The 22,401-nt window shown below is 56.9% G+C and carries 20 protein-coding genes and 1 pseudogene; 6 read left to right on the top strand and 15 right to left on the bottom strand.

Annotated elements, in window-relative coordinates; translation table 11 throughout:
- Positions 1–31 precede the first annotated feature (31 nt).
- Entirely contained in the window at positions 32–1,138 is a 1,107-nt protein-coding gene (gene purM, locus LKO31_RS12835) for a phosphoribosylformylglycinamidine cyclo-ligase (protein ID WP_227690955.1), read from the top strand.
- Positions 1,131–1,727 (top strand): annotated as a pseudogene (gene purN / locus LKO31_RS12830) (phosphoribosylglycinamide formyltransferase); the annotation flags it as partial. The gene purM and the pseudogene purN, both read left to right, overlap by 8 nt.
- 120 nt (positions 1,728–1,847) lie before the next feature.
- Here the strand turns inward: purN and ndk are convergent.
- The 4 genes from ndk to LKO31_RS12810 form a co-directional block, all read right to left on the bottom strand.
- Positions 1,848–2,270, bottom strand: a complete 423-nt coding sequence (gene ndk / locus LKO31_RS12825; RefSeq protein ID WP_227690954.1) for a nucleoside-diphosphate kinase — start codon at positions 2,268–2,270, stop codon at positions 1,848–1,850.
- 125 nt (positions 2,271–2,395) lie between these two features.
- Positions 2,396–2,929 carry a hypothetical protein gene (locus LKO31_RS12820; RefSeq protein WP_227690953.1) on the bottom strand — a complete coding sequence of 178 codons (534 nt, stop codon included), beginning with the start codon at positions 2,927–2,929 and terminating at the stop codon, positions 2,396–2,398.
- A 63-nt stretch (positions 2,930–2,992) separates the two neighbouring features.
- Positions 2,993–3,442: a DNA polymerase III subunit chi gene (locus LKO31_RS12815; protein WP_227690952.1), complete on the bottom strand. Its 450-nt coding sequence runs from the start codon at positions 3,440–3,442 to the stop codon at positions 2,993–2,995.
- A gap of 74 nt (positions 3,443–3,516) precedes the next feature.
- Positions 3,517–4,974, bottom strand: coding sequence for a leucyl aminopeptidase (locus LKO31_RS12810; protein WP_227690951.1), 1,458 nt, complete (start codon positions 4,972–4,974; stop codon positions 3,517–3,519).
- 107 nt (positions 4,975–5,081) lie between these two features.
- Between LKO31_RS12810 and LKO31_RS12805 the strand changes: the two genes are divergently transcribed.
- From LKO31_RS12805 to rsmA, 4 genes are all read left to right on the top strand, one after another.
- Positions 5,082–7,487, top strand: coding sequence for an LPS-assembly protein LptD (locus LKO31_RS12805; protein ID WP_227690950.1), 2,406 nt, complete (start codon positions 5,082–5,084; stop codon positions 7,485–7,487).
- Between the two features lie 192 nt (positions 7,488–7,679).
- Complete coding sequence (locus LKO31_RS12800; RefSeq protein ID WP_227690949.1) at positions 7,680–9,017, top strand: peptidylprolyl isomerase; 1,338 nt, start codon at positions 7,680–7,682, stop codon at positions 9,015–9,017.
- Positions 9,014–10,030 (top strand): 4-hydroxythreonine-4-phosphate dehydrogenase PdxA, encoded by a 1,017-nt coding sequence (gene pdxA, locus LKO31_RS12795; protein WP_227690948.1) that lies wholly within the window; start codon positions 9,014–9,016, stop codon positions 10,028–10,030. The genes LKO31_RS12800 and pdxA overlap by 4 nt, the downstream gene beginning before the upstream one ends.
- 49 nt (positions 10,031–10,079) lie before the next feature.
- Positions 10,080–10,925, top strand: coding sequence for a 16S rRNA (adenine(1518)-N(6)/adenine(1519)-N(6))-dimethyltransferase RsmA (rsmA, locus tag LKO31_RS12790; protein ID WP_227690947.1), 846 nt, complete (start codon positions 10,080–10,082; stop codon positions 10,923–10,925).
- A gap of 142 nt (positions 10,926–11,067) precedes the next feature.
- Here the strand turns inward: rsmA and LKO31_RS12785 are convergent, their stop codons facing one another.
- The 11 genes from LKO31_RS12785 to cyoA all read right to left on the bottom strand — a co-directional run bounded on the left by LKO31_RS12785 (position 11,068) and on the right by cyoA (position 22,292).
- Positions 11,068–11,595 carry a tetratricopeptide repeat protein gene (locus LKO31_RS12785; RefSeq protein ID WP_227690946.1) on the bottom strand — a complete coding sequence of 176 codons (528 nt, stop codon included), beginning with the start codon at positions 11,593–11,595 and terminating at the stop codon, positions 11,068–11,070.
- A gap of 36 nt (positions 11,596–11,631) precedes the next feature.
- Positions 11,632–12,819, bottom strand: coding sequence for an RsmB/NOP family class I SAM-dependent RNA methyltransferase (locus tag LKO31_RS12780; protein ID WP_227690945.1), 1,188 nt, complete (start codon positions 12,817–12,819; stop codon positions 11,632–11,634).
- A gap of 74 nt (positions 12,820–12,893) precedes the next feature.
- Positions 12,894–14,351, bottom strand: a complete 1,458-nt coding sequence (gene guaB / locus LKO31_RS12775) for an IMP dehydrogenase (protein WP_227690944.1) — start codon at positions 14,349–14,351, stop codon at positions 12,894–12,896.
- Positions 14,352–14,551: 200 nt separating this feature from the next.
- The gene (locus LKO31_RS12770) at positions 14,552–15,250 is read right to left on the bottom strand and encodes a glutamine amidotransferase (protein WP_227690943.1); all 699 of its coding nucleotides are present in this window, start codon (positions 15,248–15,250) and stop codon (positions 14,552–14,554) included.
- A 170-nt stretch (positions 15,251–15,420) separates the two neighbouring features.
- On the bottom strand, positions 15,421–16,008 hold the full coding sequence (locus LKO31_RS12765; RefSeq protein ID WP_227690942.1) for a response regulator transcription factor: 588 nt from the start codon (positions 16,006–16,008) through the stop codon (positions 15,421–15,423).
- Positions 16,005–17,327, bottom strand: a complete 1,323-nt coding sequence (locus LKO31_RS12760; protein WP_227690941.1) for an ATP-binding protein — start codon at positions 17,325–17,327, stop codon at positions 16,005–16,007. The genes LKO31_RS12765 and LKO31_RS12760 overlap by 4 nt, the downstream gene beginning before the upstream one ends.
- On the bottom strand, positions 17,324–18,046 hold the full coding sequence (locus LKO31_RS12755; RefSeq protein ID WP_227690940.1) for an SURF1 family protein: 723 nt from the start codon (positions 18,044–18,046) through the stop codon (positions 17,324–17,326). The genes LKO31_RS12760 and LKO31_RS12755 overlap by 4 nt, the downstream gene beginning before the upstream one ends.
- Positions 18,043–18,435 carry a cytochrome o ubiquinol oxidase subunit IV gene (gene cyoD, locus LKO31_RS12750; protein WP_227690939.1) on the bottom strand — a complete coding sequence of 131 codons (393 nt, stop codon included), beginning with the start codon at positions 18,433–18,435 and terminating at the stop codon, positions 18,043–18,045. The genes LKO31_RS12755 and cyoD overlap by 4 nt, the downstream gene beginning before the upstream one ends.
- The gene (gene cyoC, locus LKO31_RS12745) at positions 18,432–19,070 is read right to left on the bottom strand and encodes a cytochrome o ubiquinol oxidase subunit III (RefSeq protein ID WP_407699284.1); all 639 of its coding nucleotides are present in this window, start codon (positions 19,068–19,070) and stop codon (positions 18,432–18,434) included. Before cyoC ends, cyoD begins: the two co-directional genes overlap by 4 nt.
- Positions 19,070–21,082: a cytochrome o ubiquinol oxidase subunit I gene (gene cyoB / locus LKO31_RS12740; protein ID WP_227690938.1), complete on the bottom strand. Its 2,013-nt coding sequence runs from the start codon at positions 21,080–21,082 to the stop codon at positions 19,070–19,072. The genes cyoC and cyoB overlap by 1 nt, the downstream gene beginning before the upstream one ends.
- 16 nt (positions 21,083–21,098) lie before the next feature.
- Entirely contained in the window at positions 21,099–22,292 is a 1,194-nt protein-coding gene (gene cyoA, locus LKO31_RS12735) for a ubiquinol oxidase subunit II (protein ID WP_227690937.1), read from the bottom strand.
- Positions 22,293–22,401 lie beyond the last annotated feature (109 nt).

Here is a 22,401-nt window from a genome sequence, read left to right as displayed (position 1 = left end):
TTTTTCGAACAGAGGGGTTAGGCGCGCCTGCATGGAACCAAAGCAAGATCAGCCCGCCTCTTATACTTATGCCCAAGCCGGTGTGTCGATTGACGCCGGAAATGCGCTGGTTCGTGCCATCGCACCCCTCGCCCGTTCGACACGGCGCGCGGGTGCGAATGCCGACCTTGGCGGATTTGGGGGCTTTTTCGATCTGAAAGCCGCTGGCTTTAACGATCCTTTGTTGGTGGCCGCCAATGACGGCGTTGGCACCAAATTGAAATTGGCCATTGATTCGGGCAAACATGACGGCGTTGGCATCGACTTGGTCGCGATGTGCGTGAATGATTTGATTGTGCAGGGCGCAGAACCCCTGTTCTTCTTGGATTATTACGCCACTGGCAAATTGGACATCGACACCGCCACTGCCGTTGTGGCGGGCATTGCAGAAGGCTGCAAACAAGCGGGCTGCGCCTTGATCGGCGGCGAAACCGCTGAAATGCCTGGCATGTATAGCGATGATGATTATGACTTGGCGGGCTTCTGCGTTGGCGCAGTCGAACGAAATGAAGTGCTGACCGCTGACAAGCTGGCCGAAGGCGACGTGATTTTGGGTCTGGCCTCGTCGGGCGTTCATTCCAACGGTTTTTCACTAGTGCGCCGCTTGGCTGCCGACAAAGGCTGGAAGCTCAACCGCCCTGCCCTGTTCGACCAAGAAACCATCTTGATCGACGCGCTGATGGCACCGACCCGCATTTATGTGAAGAGCCTGCTGCCGCTGGTAAAGAGCGGTAAAATCCATGCCCTCGCGCATATCACGGGCGGCGGCTTGCTGGAAAATATCCCGCGCATTTTGCCGGACAATTTGCATGCCCATGTGAATGCTGATGCGTGGCAACAGCCGCGTCTGATGGCGTTCTTGCAAGCACAGGGCAATATTGAACCGGAAGAAATGGCCCGCACCTTTAACTGCGGCGTTGGCATGGCCGTTGTCGTGGCCGCGGCCGATGTAGCGGACATCACCGCCGCCCTCGAAACCGCTGGCGAAACCGTGCACCGCATTGGTCATATCGCAGCCGGTACCAAGGGCTGCACCGTGACCGGCAGCAGCGAAACATGGAGCGCCCGCAGCGATTGGTCCGCAACCCACAATGGCTGATCAGCCAGTGGAAGGGGAAAATCGGGCCAAAGTCGCTGTGCTGATATCGGGCAGCGGCACCAATATGGCGGCGTTGCTTTACGCCGCCAAAGCCGCCGATTGTCCCTATGATATTATATTGGTGGGGTCGAACAAGCCCGACGCAGCTGGCCTGAAATTAGCCGCCGCCGAGGGCATCCCAACATGGTCGCACAGCCACAAGGGCATGAGCCGCGACGAATTTGACGCCTTGGTGGATGCCCAATTGCGGGCAAGCGGCGCAGAATATGTCGCGCTGGCAGGCTATATGCGCATCTTGTCCGAAGCCTTTGTGCGCGGCTGGGAAGGACGGATGCTGAACATCCATCCCAGCCTGTTGCCGAAATATAAGGGGCTGGACACCCACCAACGCGCCATTGATGCGGGCGACAGCCATGGCGGTTGTAGCATCCATATGGTGACAGCGGAATTGGACGACGGCCCTGTGCTGGCCCAAACGCCGGTTGCGATTTTGCCAGACGACAATGCCGCCAGCCTTGCGGGCCGCGTGTTGTTCGCTGAACATCAACTTTATCCCGCGACTTTATCAAAGTTCATCCGCGACCAACGCGGCTGAAGCGCAAAATTCATCCACGACCAACGCGGATGAATTCCCCAAATTGAACGGACAAGAAAAAGGCCGCCGGATTGCTCCGACGGCCCTTTTTGTTGGTCTTTCGTTGCCGAAAGATTAGCCAACAATTTCTTCTGGCTTGAAGAAATAGGCGATTTCGATCGCTGCATTTTCTTCGCTGTCGCTGCCATGAACCGAATTTGCTTCGATGCTTTCGGCGAATTCCTTGCGGATGGTGCCTTCGGCTGCATCAGCAGGGTTGGTGGCGCCCATGATGTCGCGGTTGGCCTTTACGGCGTTTTCGCCTTCCAAAACCTGCACAACCACAGGGCCGGAGATCATGAATTCCACCAGTTCACCGAAGAAAGGGCGTTCTTTGTGAACAGCATAAAAGCCTTCGGCTTGTTCGCGGGTCATTTGGATGCGCTTCGACGCCACAACGCGCAGACCAGCGCCTTCCAGCTTGGCGGTGACAGCACCGGTCAGGTTGCGACGGGTTGCATCAGGCTTAATGATCGAAAAAGTGCGGGTAGCCGCCATGGAAATGACTCCTGAAATCGGGATTGCGTTGGGCGCGCCTCTAACGAGGCTTTGGCTTTTCCGCAAGAAAAGACGCGCAATCACCTGCTCTCACTGTCAGATTTTCCATTCTGATCGAGGCCGCGCTATTTTTGCGTATAGGTAAAGGACCCGCTGGTCTTGCCGCCATCCTCGGTTGCGGTCACCAAAATATTGTTAATGGGCCCCTCTTCACTTTCCGCAATCACCATCTGGGTACCGCCTTGATTGGCCTTGGTCGTAATGGTCATGCCATGGGCTTGCATTTGCCCTTCCAAATGTTCCACCACCTTGGAAAGCGGGGCTGAAACTTCAAATTGGGCCACAACATGCTGCCCGTCACCGCCGCGTGTGTTCATGCCGCCCGTAATTTTCGACCCGGGATAGAGGGTAAAGCCTTTGGGCATTTGGGCCGCATCCGCGCCCGCGCCGAACAGGATGTCCCCATTTTTGCCTTCAATGCGCAGAGTGCCACCGGACCCATCATCTTTCCGAGTGACTTGATATTGCGTTTTCTCACCCGTTTCACTGTCGGTAACGGTCCCGCTCGCAACCTCCTTTTCCGACGAGGACCCGCAAGCCGTCAGGGTAAATAAAGCCAATGCTGCACCCACTGGTGCCCATATCGCCGTCAATCGCATATCGTCCCCCTTGTCTAGCCATGGCATGGGTGAACGAACATGGTCCGACCCTAGCCTGTTCGACTAGCCAGCTTCCGACCAGCGACCTTGGTCGTCTTGTTGCCAAAAATGCCGCTCCACCCCGTCGACGTTTTTTAATATTTTCCACGTCTGGCGCGCTTCTTGGATACGGCTGTCATCAAACAACAGGAATATGCGCTGAAAATCAAGGGCGCCATCGTGCCACACCCCATCGGCCAAGGCAATGTTGCGGGCTGAATTGGGGGCGATATTCAAAAATTCGCCTGAGATTAAAATGGGTTCATGGGCGGCATAGTCGCTGCCCACTGGCCCATGGGGCAAAAAGCTGCTGGGCTGGTGCGACCATAGCCCTGCGTCAATTTCCTGTCTCTGCATGGCGGACGCCGCCACAATCAACAATCGCTCGCCCTGATCCAGCAATTTCGCGGCCACAGCAGACAGCAATTTTTGCACCGGATCACGGCCCACGCGGTAAAAATCAACGCGGCCCATGGTCGCCTTTCTTGTTCAGCCTCGCTTATTCTGTCTGGGCGGCCTTGCTGTTGCGCAAGGCCGCTTCGTCAGGATCAAGCTTCGTGGTTGGCGGCGATATAACGGTCCAGCAAGCGCACGCCATATCCGGTCGCACCCTTGGCATAGGTGCGGCCATCCTTGTCGATCCACGCCATGCCCGCAATATCCAAATGCGCCCATGCCACGCCGTCTTGAATATAACGCTTCAGAAATTGTGCCGCCGTGATCGAACCAGCTTCGCGCGGGCCGATATTTTTCATATCGGCGATCGTGCTGTCGATCAGCTTGTCATAGGCTGGCGACAAGGGGAAACGCCACAGCTTGTCGCCGCTATTGTCGCCTGCGGCCAACAAATCAGCAGCCAGCTTGTCGTCATTGGCGAACATACCGCCAAATTCATGACCCAGCGAGATCACCATCGCACCGGTCAGGGTGGCCAGATCAACAATGGCCTTGGGCTTGTGGGTTTCTTGCACCCAAGTCAGCACATCGCACAAGACCAAGCGGCCCTCGGCATCGGTGTTCAGTACTTCGACGGTTTGACCCGACATGGTGGTCACAATATCGCCGGGGCGCTGGGCATTGCCGTCTGGCATATTTTCTACCAGACCAACGACGCCGATGACATTCGCCTTGGCTTTGCGGCCAGCCAGCGCCTTCATGGCACCCACGACCGCGCCTGCGCCGCCCATGTCCCATTTCATCATGTCCATGCCTGGTCCAGGTTTCAGGCTGATACCGCCAGTATCAAAGGTCACGCCCTTGCCAACAAAGGCCACGGGCGCTTCACCAGCTTGCCCGCCGTTCCAATGCAGCGCCAACAAGCGCGGCTTGCGGACCGAACCTTGGGCGACGCCCAACAAGGCGCCCATGCCCAGCTTGGTCATGTCGGCTTCGTCCAGCACGGTCAAAGTCACGCCCAGCGATTCCAGATGGCGGCACTGGTCCACAAAGCTTTCGGGATATAGGATATTTGGTGGTTCGGCGACCAAACGCTGGGTCAGCGCCACACCCTCTGCAATCGCTTCGGCTTCGGCCCATGCGCCCGCGACGTCGCCAACCGACGCCCCGATCACAATCTGGTTCAAGCTGGGCTTTTGCTTGTCGGTCAAGCGGGTGCGATAATCGTCCAAGCGCCAGTTGCGCAGCTTGGCCCCAATGGCAAAGGATATGACATCAGCGGACGAAATCGTGCCCGGATCCGAAAAGTCCACGTCAACGCGGGTCACACCGCTGGTCTGAAAACGCGCGGTGACCGCTGCGCCAGCCCGTTCAAAATCATGCTCACTGCCCTCGCCAAGCCCCAACAAGACCAAACGCTGGGCTTTGCCGGCGTTTAGCACAGTGGTTTCGGCAACAGCCCCAGCCGCCGCGTCAAATCGCGCTTGCTGCGCGGTTGCCGCCAGCAATTGGGCCTGCGCTGCGCCAGCAACACCAATGCCAGCCTTGCGTATGGGATAAATGACCACATCGGCGGACACGTCGATTTGGGTGACAAATTGGATGTCCATAACACTACTTTCTTATGCGAAGATTGATTGCAACGTGCTGGACAGATAGGGGTTTCGGCATTGAGTTGCAAAACAAAGCAATCGATCATGATGATCGGAAAGCATATATGACGAACGGGCACCGATTTCCTATGGCCAACAGCTTGAACCGCAAGACTGTCATCAACGGCAGTTTTTGGTGGGTCAGCGCCAGCATCATGGCGCTGACGGCCACATCGGCGGCCGCCCAAAATTCGGCTCCCCCCCCTGCCACCACATCGGATGATTCGCCCAGCACACCGCCATCGCCGCGCCCTGATCTGGACCCCATTGCCCGACCGCTGACCTTTTCTCCGCCGATTTTGGGTGATGCCCCGACGCCAAATTCCGCTGCGAATGCCAATGCCGACACCGCCCCCGAAGGCGATGAGCAAATCGGCTTTGCGGCTGATAATTTATTCTACGACACCGACACCGAAATTGTGACCGCCGAAGGCCGCGTAGAAATGAACCGCGAGGCGACTCGGATGCGCGCCGACCGTGTGACATGGAACCGCAAAACTGGATTGGTCGTCGCCGAAGGCAATGTTGCGCTGCGCAATCCCGAAGGGGACATGGCCTATGGCGAACGCTTCGAACTGACGGACACGCTGCGCGAAGGCGTGGTCGACAATATGCTGGTTGTGCTGGAAAATGGCGCTCGCATGGCGGCCAACAAGGGCCGCCGCTTTGATAATGGCAATATGGAATTGGAAAATGCGGCCTACAGCCCATGTTCCGTGACCAACCCCGACGGGTGCCCCAAAAACCCCAGTTGGCAAATTCGCGCGGTGCGCGTGACCTATGACAAACAGACCAACAAAGTCCGCTATCATGGTGCGCGACTAGAATTATTCGGCCTGCCGCTCATCCCATTACCGGGCCTCAGCCATTTGGGAACCAATGATGCGGGCAGCGGTATTTTGGTTCCCGAAATCCGCATCGACCGCACCAATGGTTTGGAAATTGCGGTCCCTTATTATCTGCGCCTGTCGTCCGACCGCGACGTCACGCTGACGCCCCATATTTATACCAACGCCGCGCCCATGCTGGCGGCCGAAGGGCGCGCCCTAACGGACATTGGTTCGTTCCGCATCCAAGGCTATGCCACTTATGGGTCGCTGGTCCCCTTGAACAACGACCCCAATACGGCGGTGTCGAAAAAGCGCTTTCGTGGCTATTTGGAAAGCGCGGGCCGTTTTCAATTCAGCCCACGCTGGAGCCTGTCTTATTCCGGTCGCATCGCCACCGACCGTACCTTCATGCGCCGCTATGATATCAGCCGCGATGACCGTATGCGGTCAACCTTCAATTTGGAACGCATTGGCGATAACAGCTATTTGTCCATTGCGGGCTGGGCCACCCAAACCCTGCGGCGCAATGACAGCCAAGGCCAGCAACCTATCGCCCTGCCGCTCATCGATTACCGCCACCGTCTCGACACGCCGGTCATGGGCGGACAGGTCGAATTACAGTTAAATACCCTGTCCCTCCTTCGCACCAGCGGCCAAGATACCCAGCGCGCCTTTGCCGGTGCCCGTTGGGACTGGCGCGGCCTGTCTGGCATGGGCCAAGAAATCACGCTGACCGGTTTGGTGCGCGGCGACATTTACCACACCAGCCAAAATGAACTAACGCCCGTCCTGCCCTATCGCGGCAAGTCGGGCTTCCAAGGACGCGGAATTGCGGCTGTGGCCGCCGATGTGCGCTGGCCGTTTGTGGGCCAAATTTTTGGCGGCACCCAAACGCTGACCCCGCGTATTCAGGTCGTCGCCACGCCCGACATTAAGAATGTAGACATCCCGAACGAAGATGCCCGCGCCTTTGACCTCGAGGATAATAATCTGTTCGCGATCAATCGATTCAACGGATATGATCGGATCGAAGACGGCGCACGCGTGACCTATGGTGTGGAATGGAATTTCACACGGCCCGGTTTTGCGATCAGCTCGTCCCTTGGCCAAAGCTATCGCCTGAGCAACAAAGATGGTCTATTTCCAGAGGGCACTGGCCTCACGGACCGTACATCGGATATTATTGGCCGCACCACCGTTGCCTATCGGGATTTCCTTCGCCTGACCCACCGTTTCCGGCTGGACAAAGACAATCTGTCCATGCGCCGCAATGAATTGGACGCCACCGTCGGCACGCGCGATACCTATGCCACCATTGGCTATGCCCGTCTTAATCGCGACATCACTTTGCTGGGCGAAGATTTGCAGAATCGCGAAGAATTGCGGGCTGGTGGACGTGTGGCCTTTGCGAATAATTGGTCGATCTTTGGGTCCGCCATTATCGACTTAACCAGCACGCGCGAAGATCCCACCAGTACATTCGATGGGTTTGAACCGATTCGCCATCGGCTTGGGCTGGCTTATGATGACGATTGCTTGTCGATTGCTGTCACATGGCGGCGCGAATATATTAACTCCGGTGACGCCAAGCGCGGGAATGGCTTTTCTTTCCGTGTCGCGCTACGCAATCTGGGTTTCTAACGGCCGTCCTTTGCTCGCGCCAACCAATCTCGCCGTCCACGCATCGCCATGATCGCTCAGCCTCTGTTCAGCGAAAATAGGCCATGAGGCGCAATATACCGCCCCGCATTTCCAATATGCAGCGGTTTGCGCTGGACCATTGGGCCAATCCGCTGATACGAAGCAAACCGGATTTTCACGAATAGGGTAGTGATGAACAAATTTTCGACCATGATCAGCCTGCTCGCTGTTGCAATCGCCGTTCCGGCCATTGCCCAGACGGTCAGCGATAACGATATGCCGTCGAGCGGGCTGGCTATTCCCAAGGATGGGAAAGTGTTCGGCGCCGCGAACCCAAATGTCTATCGCCCGTCCGCGACCGTGAATGGCGAAATCATCACTGCGACTGATATTGAACATCGTATGGCCCTGATCCGTATCGCCAACAGCGATATGGAATTGCCCGCCGACGAAGTGCAGCGCCTGCGTCAACAGGTGTTCAGCAACCTGATCGACGAAAAGCTGCAAATTCAAGAAGCCCGCGCTTCGGACATCAGTATCGACGAAAATCTGGTCAACGAGCAATTTGCCCGTCTGGCGACCCGTTTTCGCATGGCCCCCGACAAATTTAGCGAATATTTGCAATCCCGCGGTTCATCGGCTGAGTCCGTGAAACAGCAAATTCGCGGCGAAGTGGCATGGGACCGTTTATTGTCGCGCAACATTCAATCGACCACCAACGTGTCGACCGAAGAAGTCACCTCCGAAGCCAATCGGATGAATGACGCCAAGGGTCAGAATGAATTTCACTTGGGTGAAATCTATTTGGCGGCAACCCCTGAAAATGCGCAGACCGTTCTGCAAACCGCCCGCCAAATCATGGAATCCCTGCAAAAGGGTGGCAGCTTTGCTGCCTATGCCCGTCAATATTCACAAGCATCGACGGCGGTTGTTGGCGGTGACTTGGGCTGGGTGAAATCCGGCCAATTGCCTGCCAGCATGGCTGACGCTGCCAATCAAATGCAGCCCGGCCAGTTGGTCGGCCCTGTCGAGGTGCCGGGCGGCATTTCTATCATGTTGATGATCGACCGCCGTCAGGTGTTGACCGCCGATATTCGCGATGCGGTGCTTAGCCTGAAGCAAATTTCGTTGGAATTCCCAGCCGGAACCACCGAATCCCGCGCCACCACCTTGGCATCGCAATTTGCCGAAGCCACCCGTGCGATTGCCGGTTGCGGCGCCGCCGATGATGTCGCCGCCAAACTAGGTGCGTCCATTGTGTCGCGCGACAATATCGCCATGCGCGCCCTGCCACCGCCATTGCAGGCGACCTTGCAGGAATTGCAAATCGGCCAGACGACCCAGCCCTTTGGCTCGGTCAGCGAAGGCATTAGCGTCTTGGTGCTATGTGGCCGCGACCTACCCAATTCCGCAACAGCGCCCGACCTTCAGGAAATTGAAAACCGCCTGCTCGAGGGGAAAGTCAACAAGCGCGCTCAGCGTTATTTGCGCGACCTTCGCCGCGATGCTGTGATCGAATATAGCGAATGAGTGATTGCCTGAAACGCCCGATTGCGGTTTCCTTGGGGGACCCGGCGGGCGTCGGACCAGAGGTCATCGCCCGCGCATGGGAACAGCGCGCGGCGCATAATATGCCATTGTTTGTCGCCATTGGCGATGCCGCCGCCATTGAACAAGTTTGGGATGGCCCGACGGCGCGCATTACCGACATGGACGCCGCCTGCGTGGCCTTCCAATCCGCCCTGCCCGTTTGGCATTTGGGCGACGCTGGTCCAATCACGTCGGGCATCCCCTCGCCAGCGGGCGCGGGCAGCGCGCTGTTGGCGCTGGAAACCGCCATTGGCTTGACCCGCACAGGGGCCAGTTCGGCCTTGGTGACGGGCCCCGTATCCAAACATGCCTTACAAGGCATTGGCTATACGCACCCCGGCCAAACCGAATTTATCGCAGAGCGTTGCGGCGTATCGGCACATAATGCCGTGATGATGCTGGCTGGCCCCAGCTTGCGCGTCGTGCCACTGACCATCCACATAGCCTTGTCCGAAGTGCCAGAACGTTTGACGACGGAACTGATCATCGCCCGTGCCCGCGTGGTGGCGCGCGGATTGGTGCGAGATTTCGGTATCGAACATCCGCGTCTGGCGGTGGCAGGCCTCAACCCACACGCGGGCGAAAGCGGCCGTTTGGGCGACGAGGAAATGCGGGTTATTCAGCCCGCCATTGACCAATTGCGGGACGAGGGATTGTCCATTGATGGGCCATTGGCGGCGGACGCCATGTTCTCCCCCGCTATTCGCACGCAATATGACGCTTTGCTCTGTGCCTATCATGATCAAGCCTTGGCACCGTTCAAGGCGCTGCATTTCCATGATGGGGTGAATTTGACCTTGGGCCTGCCGATCATCCGCACATCCCCCGACCATGGCACGGCCTTTAACATCGCGGGTCAAGGCATTGCAGACCCGCTGCCCACCATTTCCGCCATTCGCATGGCGGCCAAACTGGCCGATGCGCGCGAACAAAGCCTTGCGAACTCACGCTAAGCCAATGCTGTTCGCTGCCCCCTTATCCTCTATCATATAAAGTCTGTTTGTGCCGACCCAGCCCCTCCACCCGCTGCCCCCCTTGCGCGAAGCCGTCAAAGCCCATGGCCTGTCGGCCAGCAAGGCGCTGGGGCAAAACTTCCTGTTCGACGAACAATTGCTGGACCGCATCGCGGCGATCCCCGGCAATTTGGATGAGGAGCTGGTGTTTGAGGTGGGCCCCGGCCCCGGCGGCCTGACCCGCGCTTGCTTGCGCGCAGGGGCACAGGTGATCGCCGTGGAACGCGACGACCGCGCCATGCCCTTGTTGGCCGAACTATCTGACGCTTTTCCGAATAAATTACAGGTCCTTGCCGACGACGCACTGAATATTGACGTCAATGCCGTCACAGGTGGGCGTCCTTATCATATCATCGCCAACCTGCCCTATAATGTCGGCACCTTGCTGTTCACCCGCTGGCTGGAACCCGCCGCATGGCCGCCGCAGTGGAAATCGCTAACCCTGATGTTCCAACAAGAAGTGGCGGAGCGTATTGTCGCCCCTGTCGGTAGCAACGCTTATGGCCGTTTGGCCGTGCTGGCCCAATGGCGCTGCAACGTCAAAATCGCCATGAAGGTCCATCGTTCGGCCTTCACCCCGCCGCCCAAGGTCATGTCGGCGATTGTCCATCTGACCCCCGCCGACGAACCCGCTGGCGTCAACCCCCGTATTTTGTCACGATTGACGGAAAAGGGCTTTGGTCAACGCCGCAAAATGCTGCGCCAAAGCCTGAAGGGTATGGATGGCGCAATCGACGCGTGCGAGGCTTTGGGCATTGACCCCACACGCCGCGCAGAAACGGTCAGTGTTGCCGAATGGGTGGCCCTCGCCCGCGCTCTCAGCGCCTCGGCGTAATCAGCGGAACAGACAGATATTGCCGCGCACAAACTGCGCCCAACCTCTCCCCCAACATCCCCGACGCGCCGCATGGCACAGCCTTGGCGCGCCATCAGGCGGCCAACGCATGATCCATCATTGTCGCGGATAAGGCGCTATATTAATTGCGGCTAATCGGGGGGATTGGCGCGGTGACGGCGGACGCAGCCGGTGTCCCTTCGGCCGTCGCCATTTGCCGGCTTGCACCCGCAGCAATGGACCGCTCCAGACCCGCCACCTCGGCGCATGGTGACGCACATAGGCGCTGCACATCGGCCAGACGTTCTCGCGCCCGTTCCAGCGCGCCCTTATCGGCCAATGCCTGCCCCTGACCAGCCAAAGCGACCACATCATTGGGCTCCAGCGTCAAGGCTTCGCGGTACAAGCCAATGGCTTTGCCTGGCAGACCCTGAGAGCGGGCAATTTGTGCCAGCGCAATCAGGGCCGAACGATTGCGCGGATCCGCCACCAAAGCGGCTTCATAATAATCAATGGCACCGTTCAAATTGGCGGCACTTTGGGCCTGCTGGCCTTGCTTCATCAAGGTCAGGCTGTGCGGCAAAATGTCGGAATCGGCGCGGGCAGTGGATACGGTCGGCAAACTCGCCAAAATCAAACCGGCACTCAAAGCCAGAAAGCTGACACGCATCACATTCTCCCGTCGGTTCATCAGAGGCTCAACCTATCACGGGGCAGATAGACGAGCGAGGAAAAAGCCATCGCATTCGTCATATTTGGGCGTGAAAACATAACCATCGCCCGCCTTGCGGCCAATGCCATCAGGCAAAAACTCTTGCTCGGCGACCCAATTTGGGTGGCGCGCCAAAAACTTCCTCACCTGATCCCGCCCCTCGCAAGCCATAACAGAGCAAACAGCGTAAATCATTTTTCCGCCAGCGCCTAGCAGCTTTGCGCCAATGTCCATCAAGCGCGCTTGATCGTCCAAATGACGCTGCAAACGCGCTGGCGTCAAACGCCAACGCAGTTCGGGGCTGCGCCGCCATGTCCCACTGCCCGAACAAGGGGCATCGACAAATACTCGGTCCGCTTGGCCCACCCAATCGGGCATCATCGCCAATTCCGATTGCGGGTTCAGCAGGCGGGTTTCGATGCTGGTCGCCCCTGCCCGTTCGGCGCGCGGCGGCAATTGTTGCAAACGCGCACGGTGCGTATCGGTCGCCAAAATTTGGGCGCGATCATGGGTCAAGGCGGCAATGGCCAATGTTTTTCCGCCGCCGCCTGCGCACAGGTCGACAATGCGCATATCGGGCCCAGCATCCAAAGCCACCGCGCTATATTGGCTAGCGGCGTCCTGAACCTCAAAGCCTCCGCTGGCATAGGCGGGGTGCTGAACGGCGGGGCTTTCGGGGGGCAAGCGCCATGCCTGCGCCAGCGCCTTTATCGGCTGTCCATCAGCAAAAATATCCGCCAAATTTGGGGCATCAGCCCTCAGCAAATTGCGCCGTAAATCGACCGGTGCGCGCTGTAACATCGCGTCATATTCGTCCGCGCCAATCAATGGATCGAACAAGGCCATTAACGAAGGGGCCGCAACACCCGCCGCTGCACGGGGTTCATCTGCCTCTATCGCAGCGGGGCCATATTGGCTGCCATCAAACAAAGCCGCCAGATCGGCGTCCTGATCGGCCAGCGACACCATCGCCGCACGGCCAGAAACGGGGGCCACCGCCGCTGCACGTATCGCGTCATAGACCAGCGCACGAATGGCGCGGCGATCCTTGGACCCCGCATAGCGGCGGGCCCGCATCGCCTCGGCAAAAATGGCATCAGCCGGTGCGCCGCCATCACGGGCAGCGGATGCAATGGCATCCAAAATTTCAATCGCGGCCTGCACACGTGCGGCGGGGGTCATATTCTTATCTCGCTTCTGTTTTGGGCCGCGAAATAGTCATGGTCCCCGCCGCCAATTTTTGACCACAGGCGGGTTTAGCCGATGGGATAGTTGGGTGCTTCGCGGGTAATTGCCACATCATGCACATGGCTTTCACGCAGGCCCGCATTGGTGATGCGCACGAATTTGGCGCGCTCGTTGAAATCCTTCAAGGTGCGGCTTCCCGTATAGCCCATGGCAGCCTTTACGCCGCCAACCAGCTGGTGGATCACATCCTTGGCGGGGCCTTTATAGGGAACCTGCCCTTCGATGCCTTCGGGAACCAATTTCATTTGGTCCTTGATATCCTGTTGGAAATAACGGTCCGCACTGCCGCGCGCCATGGCGCCAACGCTACCCATGCCGCGATAGCTTTTATAAGTCCGGCCTTGGAACAAGAAGGTTTCGCCAGGGGCTTCTTCGGTGCCCGCCAACAAGCTGCCGACCATCACGCTGCTGGCGCCCGCGGCCAATGCTTTGGCGATGTCACCCGATGTGCGCAAACCGCCATCGGCAATCACCGGCACGCCATATTGCGATGCGGCAGACACGCTGTCCATAATCGCGGTCAATTGCGGCACGCCCACACCAGCCACAATGCGCGTGGTGCAAATGGAACCGGGGCCAATGCCCACCTTAATGCCATCCGCGCCAGCGTCGATCAGCGCCTTGGTGGCATCTGCTGTCGCGACATTCCCAGCCAGCACTTGAACATTGCTGGACAGCTTCTTGATGCGTTCGACGGTGGTCGCCACGCCCTTGCTATGGCCATGGGCGGTGTCAACGACGATCAGGTCGCATTCAGCGTCCAACAACGCCTGCGCCCGCTCAACGCCGCTGTCGCCCGTGTTGGTCGCCGCCGCTGCACGCAAGCGGCCCACATCATCCTTGGTCGCGTTGGGATAGGTCACGGCCTTTTCCATGTCCTTGACCGTGATCAACCCGACGCAGCGATAGTCGCCATCGACCACCAACAATTTCTCAATCCGGCGTTGATGCAGCAATTTGCGCGCTTCGTCCAAGTCCACGCCCGGACGAACGGTGGCCAAATTATCCGCCGTCATCAATTCGCGCACGGGTTGATCGGGATTTGCGGCAAAGCGCACATCGCGGTTGGTCAAAATGCCGACCAAACGGCCACCATTTTCCACCACGGGAATACCGGAAATACCATTGGCCAACATCAACGCCCGCGCTTCGGACAAGGGGGCATCGGGACGGATGGTGATGGGGTTCACAATCATCCCGCTTTCAAAGCGCTTGACCTGACGAACGGCGGCAACCTGTTCATCCAGCGTCATATTGCGGTGAAGAACACCGATGCCGCCAATTTGTGCCATCAAAATAGCCATATCGGCTTCGGTCACAGTATCCATCGCCGATGACAAAATCGGAATGTTAAGGCTGATACCCTTTGTCAATTGAGTCGACAAAATGGCATCCGACGGCATGATGTCAGACGGCCCAGGCACCAGCAACACGTCGTCAAAGGTTAAACCGGTGATGATTTCCATTTGGGCCACTTTCTGGTGCAGGCGGCATCGACCCCGCTATTTGGGGCCACGCGCGCGATTCGATTGGTGGCGGCCCATGTAATCAGTCCGCCCCCTAAACGCCAGAGGGTTATGGCGTTTAATTGCAAAGTTACAAAATTATACAAAGGGCGCGAAACACGGACGGGTTGCACGACTTATGGCGCGCAACTTTTCCATCCTTAATGCTGCAAACCGCTCAGCCAGTCCGTGACCACACGCCGCCCTGCGGCCACAGCTTGGTATCCCAGCCTCGCATGATCATCGCGCATTTGCGCCGTCGTGCGGCCTGCCTCCATCGGGGCTTCGGGCCATTGGCGCAACCATTCATCAAAGCGCGGGTCCAACCCCATCTCGGCATGAAATTGCAGGGCCAAAATATTGGAACCACGCCGAAATGCCTGATTTTCATAGGCGTCGGATGATGCCAGCAATTCCACCTGATCGGGCAAATCAAATGTATCGCCGTGCCAATGCAAAATCGGCACATCGGTCAAATGGTCCAGCGGTGTTCCATTTTTAACATGGCGAAGGGCATGGAAACCCACTTCTTTGACCGGCCCTGCATAGACGCGCGCGCCCATGGCGGCCGCCATCATCTGGGCGCCAAAACACACACCCAAGGTCGGTGCGCCGGCATCCAGTCGGCGCGCCAAACGGCGTAGCTGACAGGCGATCCATGGATAACGATCTTGCTCATATACACCCATGGGGCCACCCATCATAATCAGCAGATCAGGCTGATTAAGATCGGTGGTCGCAAAGGCAGGGTCCGTCACATCAACGCGGTCCAACTGATAACCCGCCGCCTCTATCGGCTCTCGATAGCCCGCAATCCCTTCGTGCGGGACATGACGTATGATCAAAGCACGTCTGGCCATATCACTGCTAATCCTAATATTATCCATTGGTCCAAGTCGGTTTAGCCTAGGGCGCCGCCGACGTCCTCTCCTATCCCGAAACTTGTCAATGTTTTCACTAGAATTTATGCAAACGGCAATAGCAGCCATTTAAAGCCGCCATGGAACCATCGCCATTTCCAGATGGACAATCAGCGAACCTGCCGCTTTTCCAATTTGCGGGCCAAGGTCCGGCGGTGCATACCCAAACGGCGCGCCGCCTCCGAAATATTGAAATCGCTTTCGACCAAAACCTGGTGAATATGTTCCCACTCCACCGTTTTAATCGACGACTGGCGGCCATCCAGCGGCGCATCGGGGTTGCCTTCTGATCGTTCAAAGGCGGCTTCGATATCATCGGTATTGGACGGCTTGGCCAGATAATAGGACGCGCCCAGCTTAATCGCCTCCACCGCTGTCGCGATGCTGGCAAATCCAGTCAGCACGACGATTTTCAAATCTTCGTCAGCGGCGCGCAAAGTTTGCACACAGGCTAGGCCCGACCCGCTGCCCAATTTCAAATCCACCACCGCATAATCGGGCACAAAATGGGCCATCACATCGGTCAATTCTTCGGGGCTGTGCGCCACCGCCACAACATAGCCGCGCCGTTCAAAGGAGCGTTTCAGCGTGCGGGAAAAAACAACATCATCCTCGACAATCAGCAAATGACGCTGGTCCGCGACATCCTCGCCCAATGGCTGTTGATCAGACACGGCATTTTGTTCCTTGTCTGTCATACCATCCCTCGGTTGCTAGGCATTTGCGCTTTTTGCGCCAAAGCCTTGATCGGCAAGAAAATTCGCACCAACGCCCCGCCTTCGGGGCGGTTGCTGACGCTGGCTTCACCGCCCAATTTGCGCAGAACATTCACCAACAAAAACAACCCCAAACCGCCGCCATCACGCCCCTTGGTGCTGTGATAAGGCTTGCCAAAATTCTTCATAATCCGTTCGCTAAATCCGGGGCCTTTGTCCGCGATTTCAATCACCGCAATCGCCCCTTCCCGATAGGCTGTCAGTCTGATCCAATCAGGCGACACCTCTGCCGCATTGTCCATCACATTCCCAATAACCTGACGCAGGGCCAGATCGGATACGATCGGCACATCGTCGCCAAATTGATCGTCGAATTCCAACGTGCCCGTCAGTCGCCCTGCCCGTGACACATCCACCACTTCGGCTAAAAAAGCCCGCATGGTGGTTAATTGGGTTGCCTCTCCGCGTGCTTCCCCAGCAGACATTAAAATGCTGCTAACGATGGTCTTACAGCGTTTGACCGCAATGTCCATATCCGCCAAATCTTGCTGAAGCTCGCTATCCCCTTCGATTATCGGCAAATCTTTCCAATCACGGATCAACACCGACAGGGTCGATAAGGGCGTACCCAATTCATGCGCCGCGCCCGATGCCAGCAGACCCAGCCGCACAATATGATCTTCTTCGGATGCGCGCTGACGTTCGCCCGCCAAAGCTTCGTCACGGTCGCGCAAATTTTTGCTAATTTGCATCACCAAGGTAATCAGCAAAGAGGCGATGACCACAAAGCAGATCAAACTGCCGAGCAAATAAAGCGACAAGGGATCATGGACATAGCGCGGCGGCAGTTGCAACGGGACGGGGTTCAACGTCAATAATGCCAAGGCCGCTAGGGTCGAGGCAAAGATCATCCACGCCGATCGCGGCGTCAGCAGCATGGCCCCCAGCACCACCTGCATCAAAAACAGCATGGCAAAGGGGTTGGCCAAACCGCCGCTATATTGCAATTGCCACGTCAGCGCCCCGACATCGAACAATAAGGCGCCGGTTAATTCAAAATTCGTCACCACACGGTCGCGCCGCAGCAACACGCGGCTGGCCAGATTGACCGTTATCAACAAAGCAATGGCGATGAACAAGGGCATCAACACCAGCCCCACGCCCATCGCCCCTGTCACCACAGCAATGGTGACCAACTGCCCCCCAACCGCCAACCAACGAAGCTGAATGAGTAGGCGCATGTTGCGCCGTCCGGCATGGGCTTCGGGTAAGGAGAGGGTCAGGGGCAAAGTCGGCGTCATTTATGGACATTATCCTGTCGGCGCGGAGAGCGCCATAACATCCACGCAAAGAAGAAAGCGATGCCCGCCAGCCCAAACCATGTCAGCGCATATACCAAATGATTGTTGGTGAATGTCACCACCGTCATGCCGCCAATCGGATAGCCGCCAGCATTGGGCGTAGCATCGGCGTCGATAAAATAAGGCGCGGCATGGGTCACAGCCTTGGCCTTGGCCATGGCCGCAATGTCCCGCGAAAACCAACGGTCTGCTGCGGGGTCATTGTCGCGCAAGAAACCACCCTTGGGTTCGCTAAAGCGCATCAGGCCTGTCACGGTGACAGTATCTGTCACGTCGCCTTCCGCCCGCGACGCAGGCTTGGCTTTTTCCGGCGGCACAAAGCCACGATTGATGAAAATCCGATAGCGGCCAATATCCAGCGGGGTCATCACCCAAAATCCGCCGCCCCTTTCGGTGACGGCTTGAACCAGCACACTTTGGTCGTGCCGAAAGACACCGGTGGCGGTCACACGGCGATAAACATCTTGTTCGGGGGAAAGGGTAGCCCATTGATCAGGGCCGGCGGCGCTTATGGGCGCTGCATCTTTTCGGCTGTCAACGGCGGCGATGAGATGTTGTTTCCACGCCAACCGCTGAACCTGCCACACCCCCAGTCCAATCAGGCCAAAGGCAAGGAGCAGCGCCGCAAGGGGAAGTCCCAAGCGGCGCAGCAGAGTCATATAACTTGGCCTATGGCGGCAGGTTCTGCCGCATCATGGGCCATTGGCATCATATTGCTATGCAAATGGCTCATCACCCACAAAGAACCAGCCAGCATGATCACAACGACGATCAAGGTAAAGATCAGCGTCGTGAACGACCAGCCGCCCTCGGACTTGGGTGACATATGCAGGAAGTAGACCATATGGACCACAACTTGCACCACGGCAAAAATCGCAATGATTGCAACCGTCGGTCCGGTTTCCAGCGGGCGGTTCATCACCAGCCAGAACGGAATGACCGTCAAAATAACGGCCAAGATAAAGCCGATCACATAATCACGCATGGTTGCGTGGGGCATTTCGATTTCATTATGCCCGTGACCGTCATGGTGCGTGTCGTGGCTCACTGCAACACTCCCATCAGATAAACAACGGTGAACACACCGATCCAGATCACGTCCAAGAAGTGCCAGAACATCGACAGGCACATCACGCGGCGCTTATTTGCCGCAACCAGGCCATGCTTGTTCAACTGCACCAGCAACGTCACCAGCCAAATCAGGCCAAAGGTCACGTGCAAGCCGTGCGTGCCAACCAACGTAAAGAAGGCCGACAAGAATGCGCTGCGCTGCGGCGTCGCACCCAAATGGATCAAATGCTGAAATTCGTAAATTTCAATGGCGAGGAAGGCCAGACCGAACAAGCCGGTGATAGCCAACCACAACTGGGTGCCCTTCACACTGCCCTTCTGCATTTGCAGCAAAGCAAAGCCATAGGTGATCGACGAGAACAGCAGCATCGCGGTGTTGATCGCGATCAAATTCAGGTCGAACAAATCCTTGGGCGCGGGCCCGGCGGCATAATTGCCACCGAGAACCGCATAGCAGGCAAAAAGGATCGCAAAGATGAGACAGTCGCTCATCAGATAAATCCAGAACCCCAACATGGTGCTGTGGCCTTCGGGATGGTGGTGTTCTTCTGTTGGATAAAAGTCGAACGTGCCGTCCCCAGCCTTATGATCAGCAGTAACAGTCGTCATCATCAGGCTCCCGCAGCATCCGCCAATTGGCGGGTCCGCGCATCTTCTGTTTCCGTGACCGTGGTCGCGGAAATGTAGAAATCACGCTTATAGTTGAAGGTGTGATAGATTGCCCCTGCGATCACAGCCGCAAAGCTGCCAGCAGCAAGCCACCAAATGTGCCAGATCAAGGCGAAACCCATCACCAAGCACAGACCCGACAGGATGATACCTGTGCCCGTGTTGCTGGGCATGTGAATATCCTTGAACCCGCTGGTGTGACGCTGCGCGCCCGATTGCTTCATATCATGCCATGCATCCAGATCGCGGATGTTGGGCGTGAAGGCGAAGTTATAATCTGGCGGCGGCGAACTGGTCGCCCATTCCAGCGTGCGGCCATTCCACGGATCACCCGTTTCATCGCGCAATTCCTTGCGGCGCCAGATGCTGACAGCGAACTGAACAAGCATCGCAGCAACGCCCACGGCCAAAATCGCCGCGCCAATACCGGCGACCACGAACCAGATTTGCAAGCTTGGATCATCGAACACGCGCATACGACGTGTTACGCCCATCAGACCCAAGATATACAAGGGCATGAACGCCATCCAGAAACCGACAACCCAGCACCAGAAGCTGATTTTGCCCCAGAACACGTCCAACTTGTAACCAAAGGCTTTTGGCCACCAGAAATTGATCGCCGCGAACAAGCCAAAGAGCACGCCGCCGATGATCACATTATGGAAGTGAGCAATCAGGAACAGGCTGTTATGCAGCACAAAGTCAGCCGGAGGAACAGCCAGCAACACGCCGGTCATACCACCGATAACAAAGGTCAGCATGAACGCGATCGTCCACATCATCGGCAGTTCGTAACGAATACGGCCCCGATACATGGTGAACAACCAGTTGAACAATTTGGCGCCCGTCGGGATCGAAATCACCATCGTCGCAATGCCAAAGAAGCTGTTGACGCTGGCACCCGAACCCATGGTGAAGAAGTGGTGCAACCACACCAAATAGGACAGGATGGTGATGCAGATGGTCGCATAAACCATCGACGTGTAACCGAACAAACGCTTGCCCGAGAAAGTCGAAGCGACTTCCGAGAAAACGCCGAACAAAGGCAAGATCAGGATGTAAACTTCTGGGTGACCCCAGATCCAGATCAGGTTGATATACATCATCGGCGAACCGCCGAGATCATTGGTAAAGAAGTTGGTGCCGACATAACGGTCCAGCGTCAGCAAGGCCAACACAGCCGTCAGAACGGGGAAAGAGGCGACAATCAGGACGTTGGCGCAAAGGCTGGTCCAGGTGAAGACTGGCATTTTCATCAAGCCCATACCCGGAGCGCGCAGCTTCAGGATGGTGACGATCAGGTTGATACCCGACAATGTGGTACCAACACCGGCAATTTGCAGCGCCCAGATATAATAATCGACGCCGACATTGGGGCTATAGGTTGAACCCGACAGCGGCGGATAAGCCAGCCAGCCGGTCTGCGCAAATTCACCGACGAACAGCGAAATCATCACCAGAACCGCACCAGCCGTGGTCATCCAAAAGCTGAAGTTATTCAGGAAAGGAAAGCTAACGTCACGCGCGCCAATTTGAAGCGGCACCAAATAGTTCATCAAACCTGTGATGAACGGCATCGCCACAAAGAAGATCATGATCACACCATGGGCGGTGAAAATCTGGTCATAATGGTGCGCGTTCAAATAGCCTTCGGACCCGTTAAAGGCGATGGCTTGTTGGATGCGCATCATGATCGCGTCGGCAAAGCCGCGCAAAAACATGATCAGGCCCAATATCATATACATGATACCGATGCGTTTATGGTCAACAGTGGTGAACCACTCTTTCCACAAATAACCCCAAAGTTTAAACTTGGTCAGTAACGCCACCACGCCAAGTCCACCGAGCACGACCGCTACAAAGGTAGCGACCACGATCGGTTCATGGAGTGGAAACGCGCTCATAGAGAGCTTACCCAATATTGGGTGTGTTTCAGTTGGTAAGGTAGAAGCCATGATAGTCTCGATCGTCTCAGGAGATCGTGCCAGTGACAGCAGCCGGTACCGCTAGGGCGGTTTTTTGCGGTGCTGCATCAGGGCGCGGAAGTCCCGCACCGCTCAGCGGCGCAGGGTTAACGGGGGTCGCATCTGGACCAGCATTGGTGCTCATCAGCGGCGACGAGCAAAGCGCCGCAACATAACGAACCGACCAACGGGCAAAATCGCCCGTGCCGCGAGCGGCAAGCTTGTCATAGGTCACTTCGCGAACATTCTGGATGCCTGCAATGCCAGCGCCGCCCTTGGCGTCGATGGACATCATATCATGCGCACACATTTTGCCGGGTTCGACACACATGTTCACAATCGCATCAAAGATATTCGGTTCAACCGAAGCAAAGTGGCGCGCAGGCTCTTTTTCGCTGGGCGTTTCCAGCTTCAAATAGGCCATACGGTCCAGCGTGCCTTCCTGACCGCCTTTTACCTTGGCCACCCACTGATCAAAATCAGCGGCAGACAGGCTCTTGGCAGCAAAACGCATGTTGGAAAAACCTGCGCCGGAATAGTTGGCAGAGAAACCTTCAAATTCGCCCGTCTTGTTGAATACGCCATGCAGCTTTGTTTCCATGCCAGGCATGGCATAAACCTGACCCGCAAGGGCCGGAATATAAAAGCTATTCATGACCGACGAAGCCGAAATGCGGAAACGGATCGGACGATCCACTGGGGCCGCAAATTCGTTCACCGTCGCAACGCCTTGCTCGGGGTAAATGAACAACCATTTCCAATCGAGCGCGACGACATTCACTTCCAAAGGCTTCACATCTTCCGCAACCGGCTGGCCGGGCGCTGTGCGCGCAAGCGGACGATAAGGATCAAGCAAGTGCGTCGAGACCCAAGTCACGGCACCCAAGCAAATGATAATCAGCAAAGGAGCAGCCCAAATGACCAATTCAAGCTGTGTTGAATGGTCCCAATCGGGCTTATAGGTCGCTTGCTTATTTTTCTGGCGATAACGCCAAGCAAAATAAATGGTAAGCAACATCACTGGCACGATGACCAACAGCATCAGCATGGTCGACAGGACGATCAGATCGCCCTGCTGCTGAGCAACGTCACCGGCAGGTTCAAGGACAACCAAACCGCAACCGGAAAGTAGCGGCAGCGAAGCAGCCACGAGCGGCAAAAGCCGAAGTCGGGCATGAGTTTTGGAAAGCTGGCTAAGCATAGATTGCGCCTAGGACGGCGGGCTCACAACGCACATAGGACATTTTGTCCAATCCCTTGAACGTGCTATATGCCGCAGTGGCATTGGCATCCATGGGCCATTGGCCTAA

The organism is Sphingopyxis yananensis, assembly GCF_020687785.1.
GTDB classification, from domain to species: Bacteria; Pseudomonadota; Alphaproteobacteria; order Sphingomonadales; family Sphingomonadaceae; genus Sphingopyxis; species Sphingopyxis yananensis.
This window is presented reverse-complemented; position numbering and strand designations above follow the sequence as displayed.

What these genes read in the sequence shown, in the direction of transcription:
- cyoC (WP_407699284.1), bottom strand. Translation starts at nt 19,070, where the DNA reads ATGATGACGACTGTTACTGCTGATCATAAGGCTGGGGACGGCACGTTC.
- purM (WP_227690955.1), top strand. Translation starts at nt 32, where the DNA reads ATGGAACCAAAGCAAGATCAGCCCGCCTCTTATACTTATGCCCAAGCC.
- LKO31_RS12785 (WP_227690946.1), bottom strand. Translation starts at nt 11,595, where the DNA reads ATGCGTGTCAGCTTTCTGGCTTTGAGTGCCGGTTTGATTTTGGCGAGT.
- LKO31_RS12810 (WP_227690951.1), bottom strand. Translation starts at nt 4,974, where the DNA reads ATGGACATCCAATTTGTCACCCAAATCGACGTGTCCGCCGATGTGGTC.
- cyoB (WP_227690938.1), bottom strand. Translation starts at nt 21,082, where the DNA reads ATGGCTTCTACCTTACCAACTGAAACACACCCAATATTGGGTAAGCTC.
- LKO31_RS12760 (WP_227690941.1), bottom strand. Translation starts at nt 17,327, where the DNA reads ATGACGCCGACTTTGCCCCTGACCCTCTCCTTACCCGAAGCCCATGCC.
- pdxA (WP_227690948.1), top strand. Translation starts at nt 9,014, where the DNA reads ATGAGTGATTGCCTGAAACGCCCGATTGCGGTTTCCTTGGGGGACCCG.
- LKO31_RS12815 (WP_227690952.1), bottom strand. Translation starts at nt 3,442, where the DNA reads ATGGGCCGCGTTGATTTTTACCGCGTGGGCCGTGATCCGGTGCAAAAA.
- LKO31_RS12800 (WP_227690949.1), top strand. Translation starts at nt 7,680, where the DNA reads ATGAACAAATTTTCGACCATGATCAGCCTGCTCGCTGTTGCAATCGCC.
- guaB (WP_227690944.1), bottom strand. Translation starts at nt 14,351, where the DNA reads ATGGAAATCATCACCGGTTTAACCTTTGACGACGTGTTGCTGGTGCCT.
- LKO31_RS12755 (WP_227690940.1), bottom strand. Translation starts at nt 18,046, where the DNA reads ATGACTCTGCTGCGCCGCTTGGGACTTCCCCTTGCGGCGCTGCTCCTT.
- LKO31_RS12820 (WP_227690953.1), bottom strand. Translation starts at nt 2,929, where the DNA reads ATGCGATTGACGGCGATATGGGCACCAGTGGGTGCAGCATTGGCTTTA.
- LKO31_RS12780 (WP_227690945.1), bottom strand. Translation starts at nt 12,819, where the DNA reads ATGACCCCCGCCGCACGTGTGCAGGCCGCGATTGAAATTTTGGATGCC.
- LKO31_RS12770 (WP_227690943.1), bottom strand. Translation starts at nt 15,250, where the DNA reads ATGGCCAGACGTGCTTTGATCATACGTCATGTCCCGCACGAAGGGATT.
- LKO31_RS12805 (WP_227690950.1), top strand. Translation starts at nt 5,082, where the DNA reads ATGACGAACGGGCACCGATTTCCTATGGCCAACAGCTTGAACCGCAAG.
- ndk (WP_227690954.1), bottom strand. Translation starts at nt 2,270, where the DNA reads ATGGCGGCTACCCGCACTTTTTCGATCATTAAGCCTGATGCAACCCGT.
- LKO31_RS12765 (WP_227690942.1), bottom strand. Translation starts at nt 16,008, where the DNA reads ATGACAGACAAGGAACAAAATGCCGTGTCTGATCAACAGCCATTGGGC.
- cyoA (WP_227690937.1), bottom strand. Translation starts at nt 22,292, where the DNA reads ATGCTTAGCCAGCTTTCCAAAACTCATGCCCGACTTCGGCTTTTGCCG.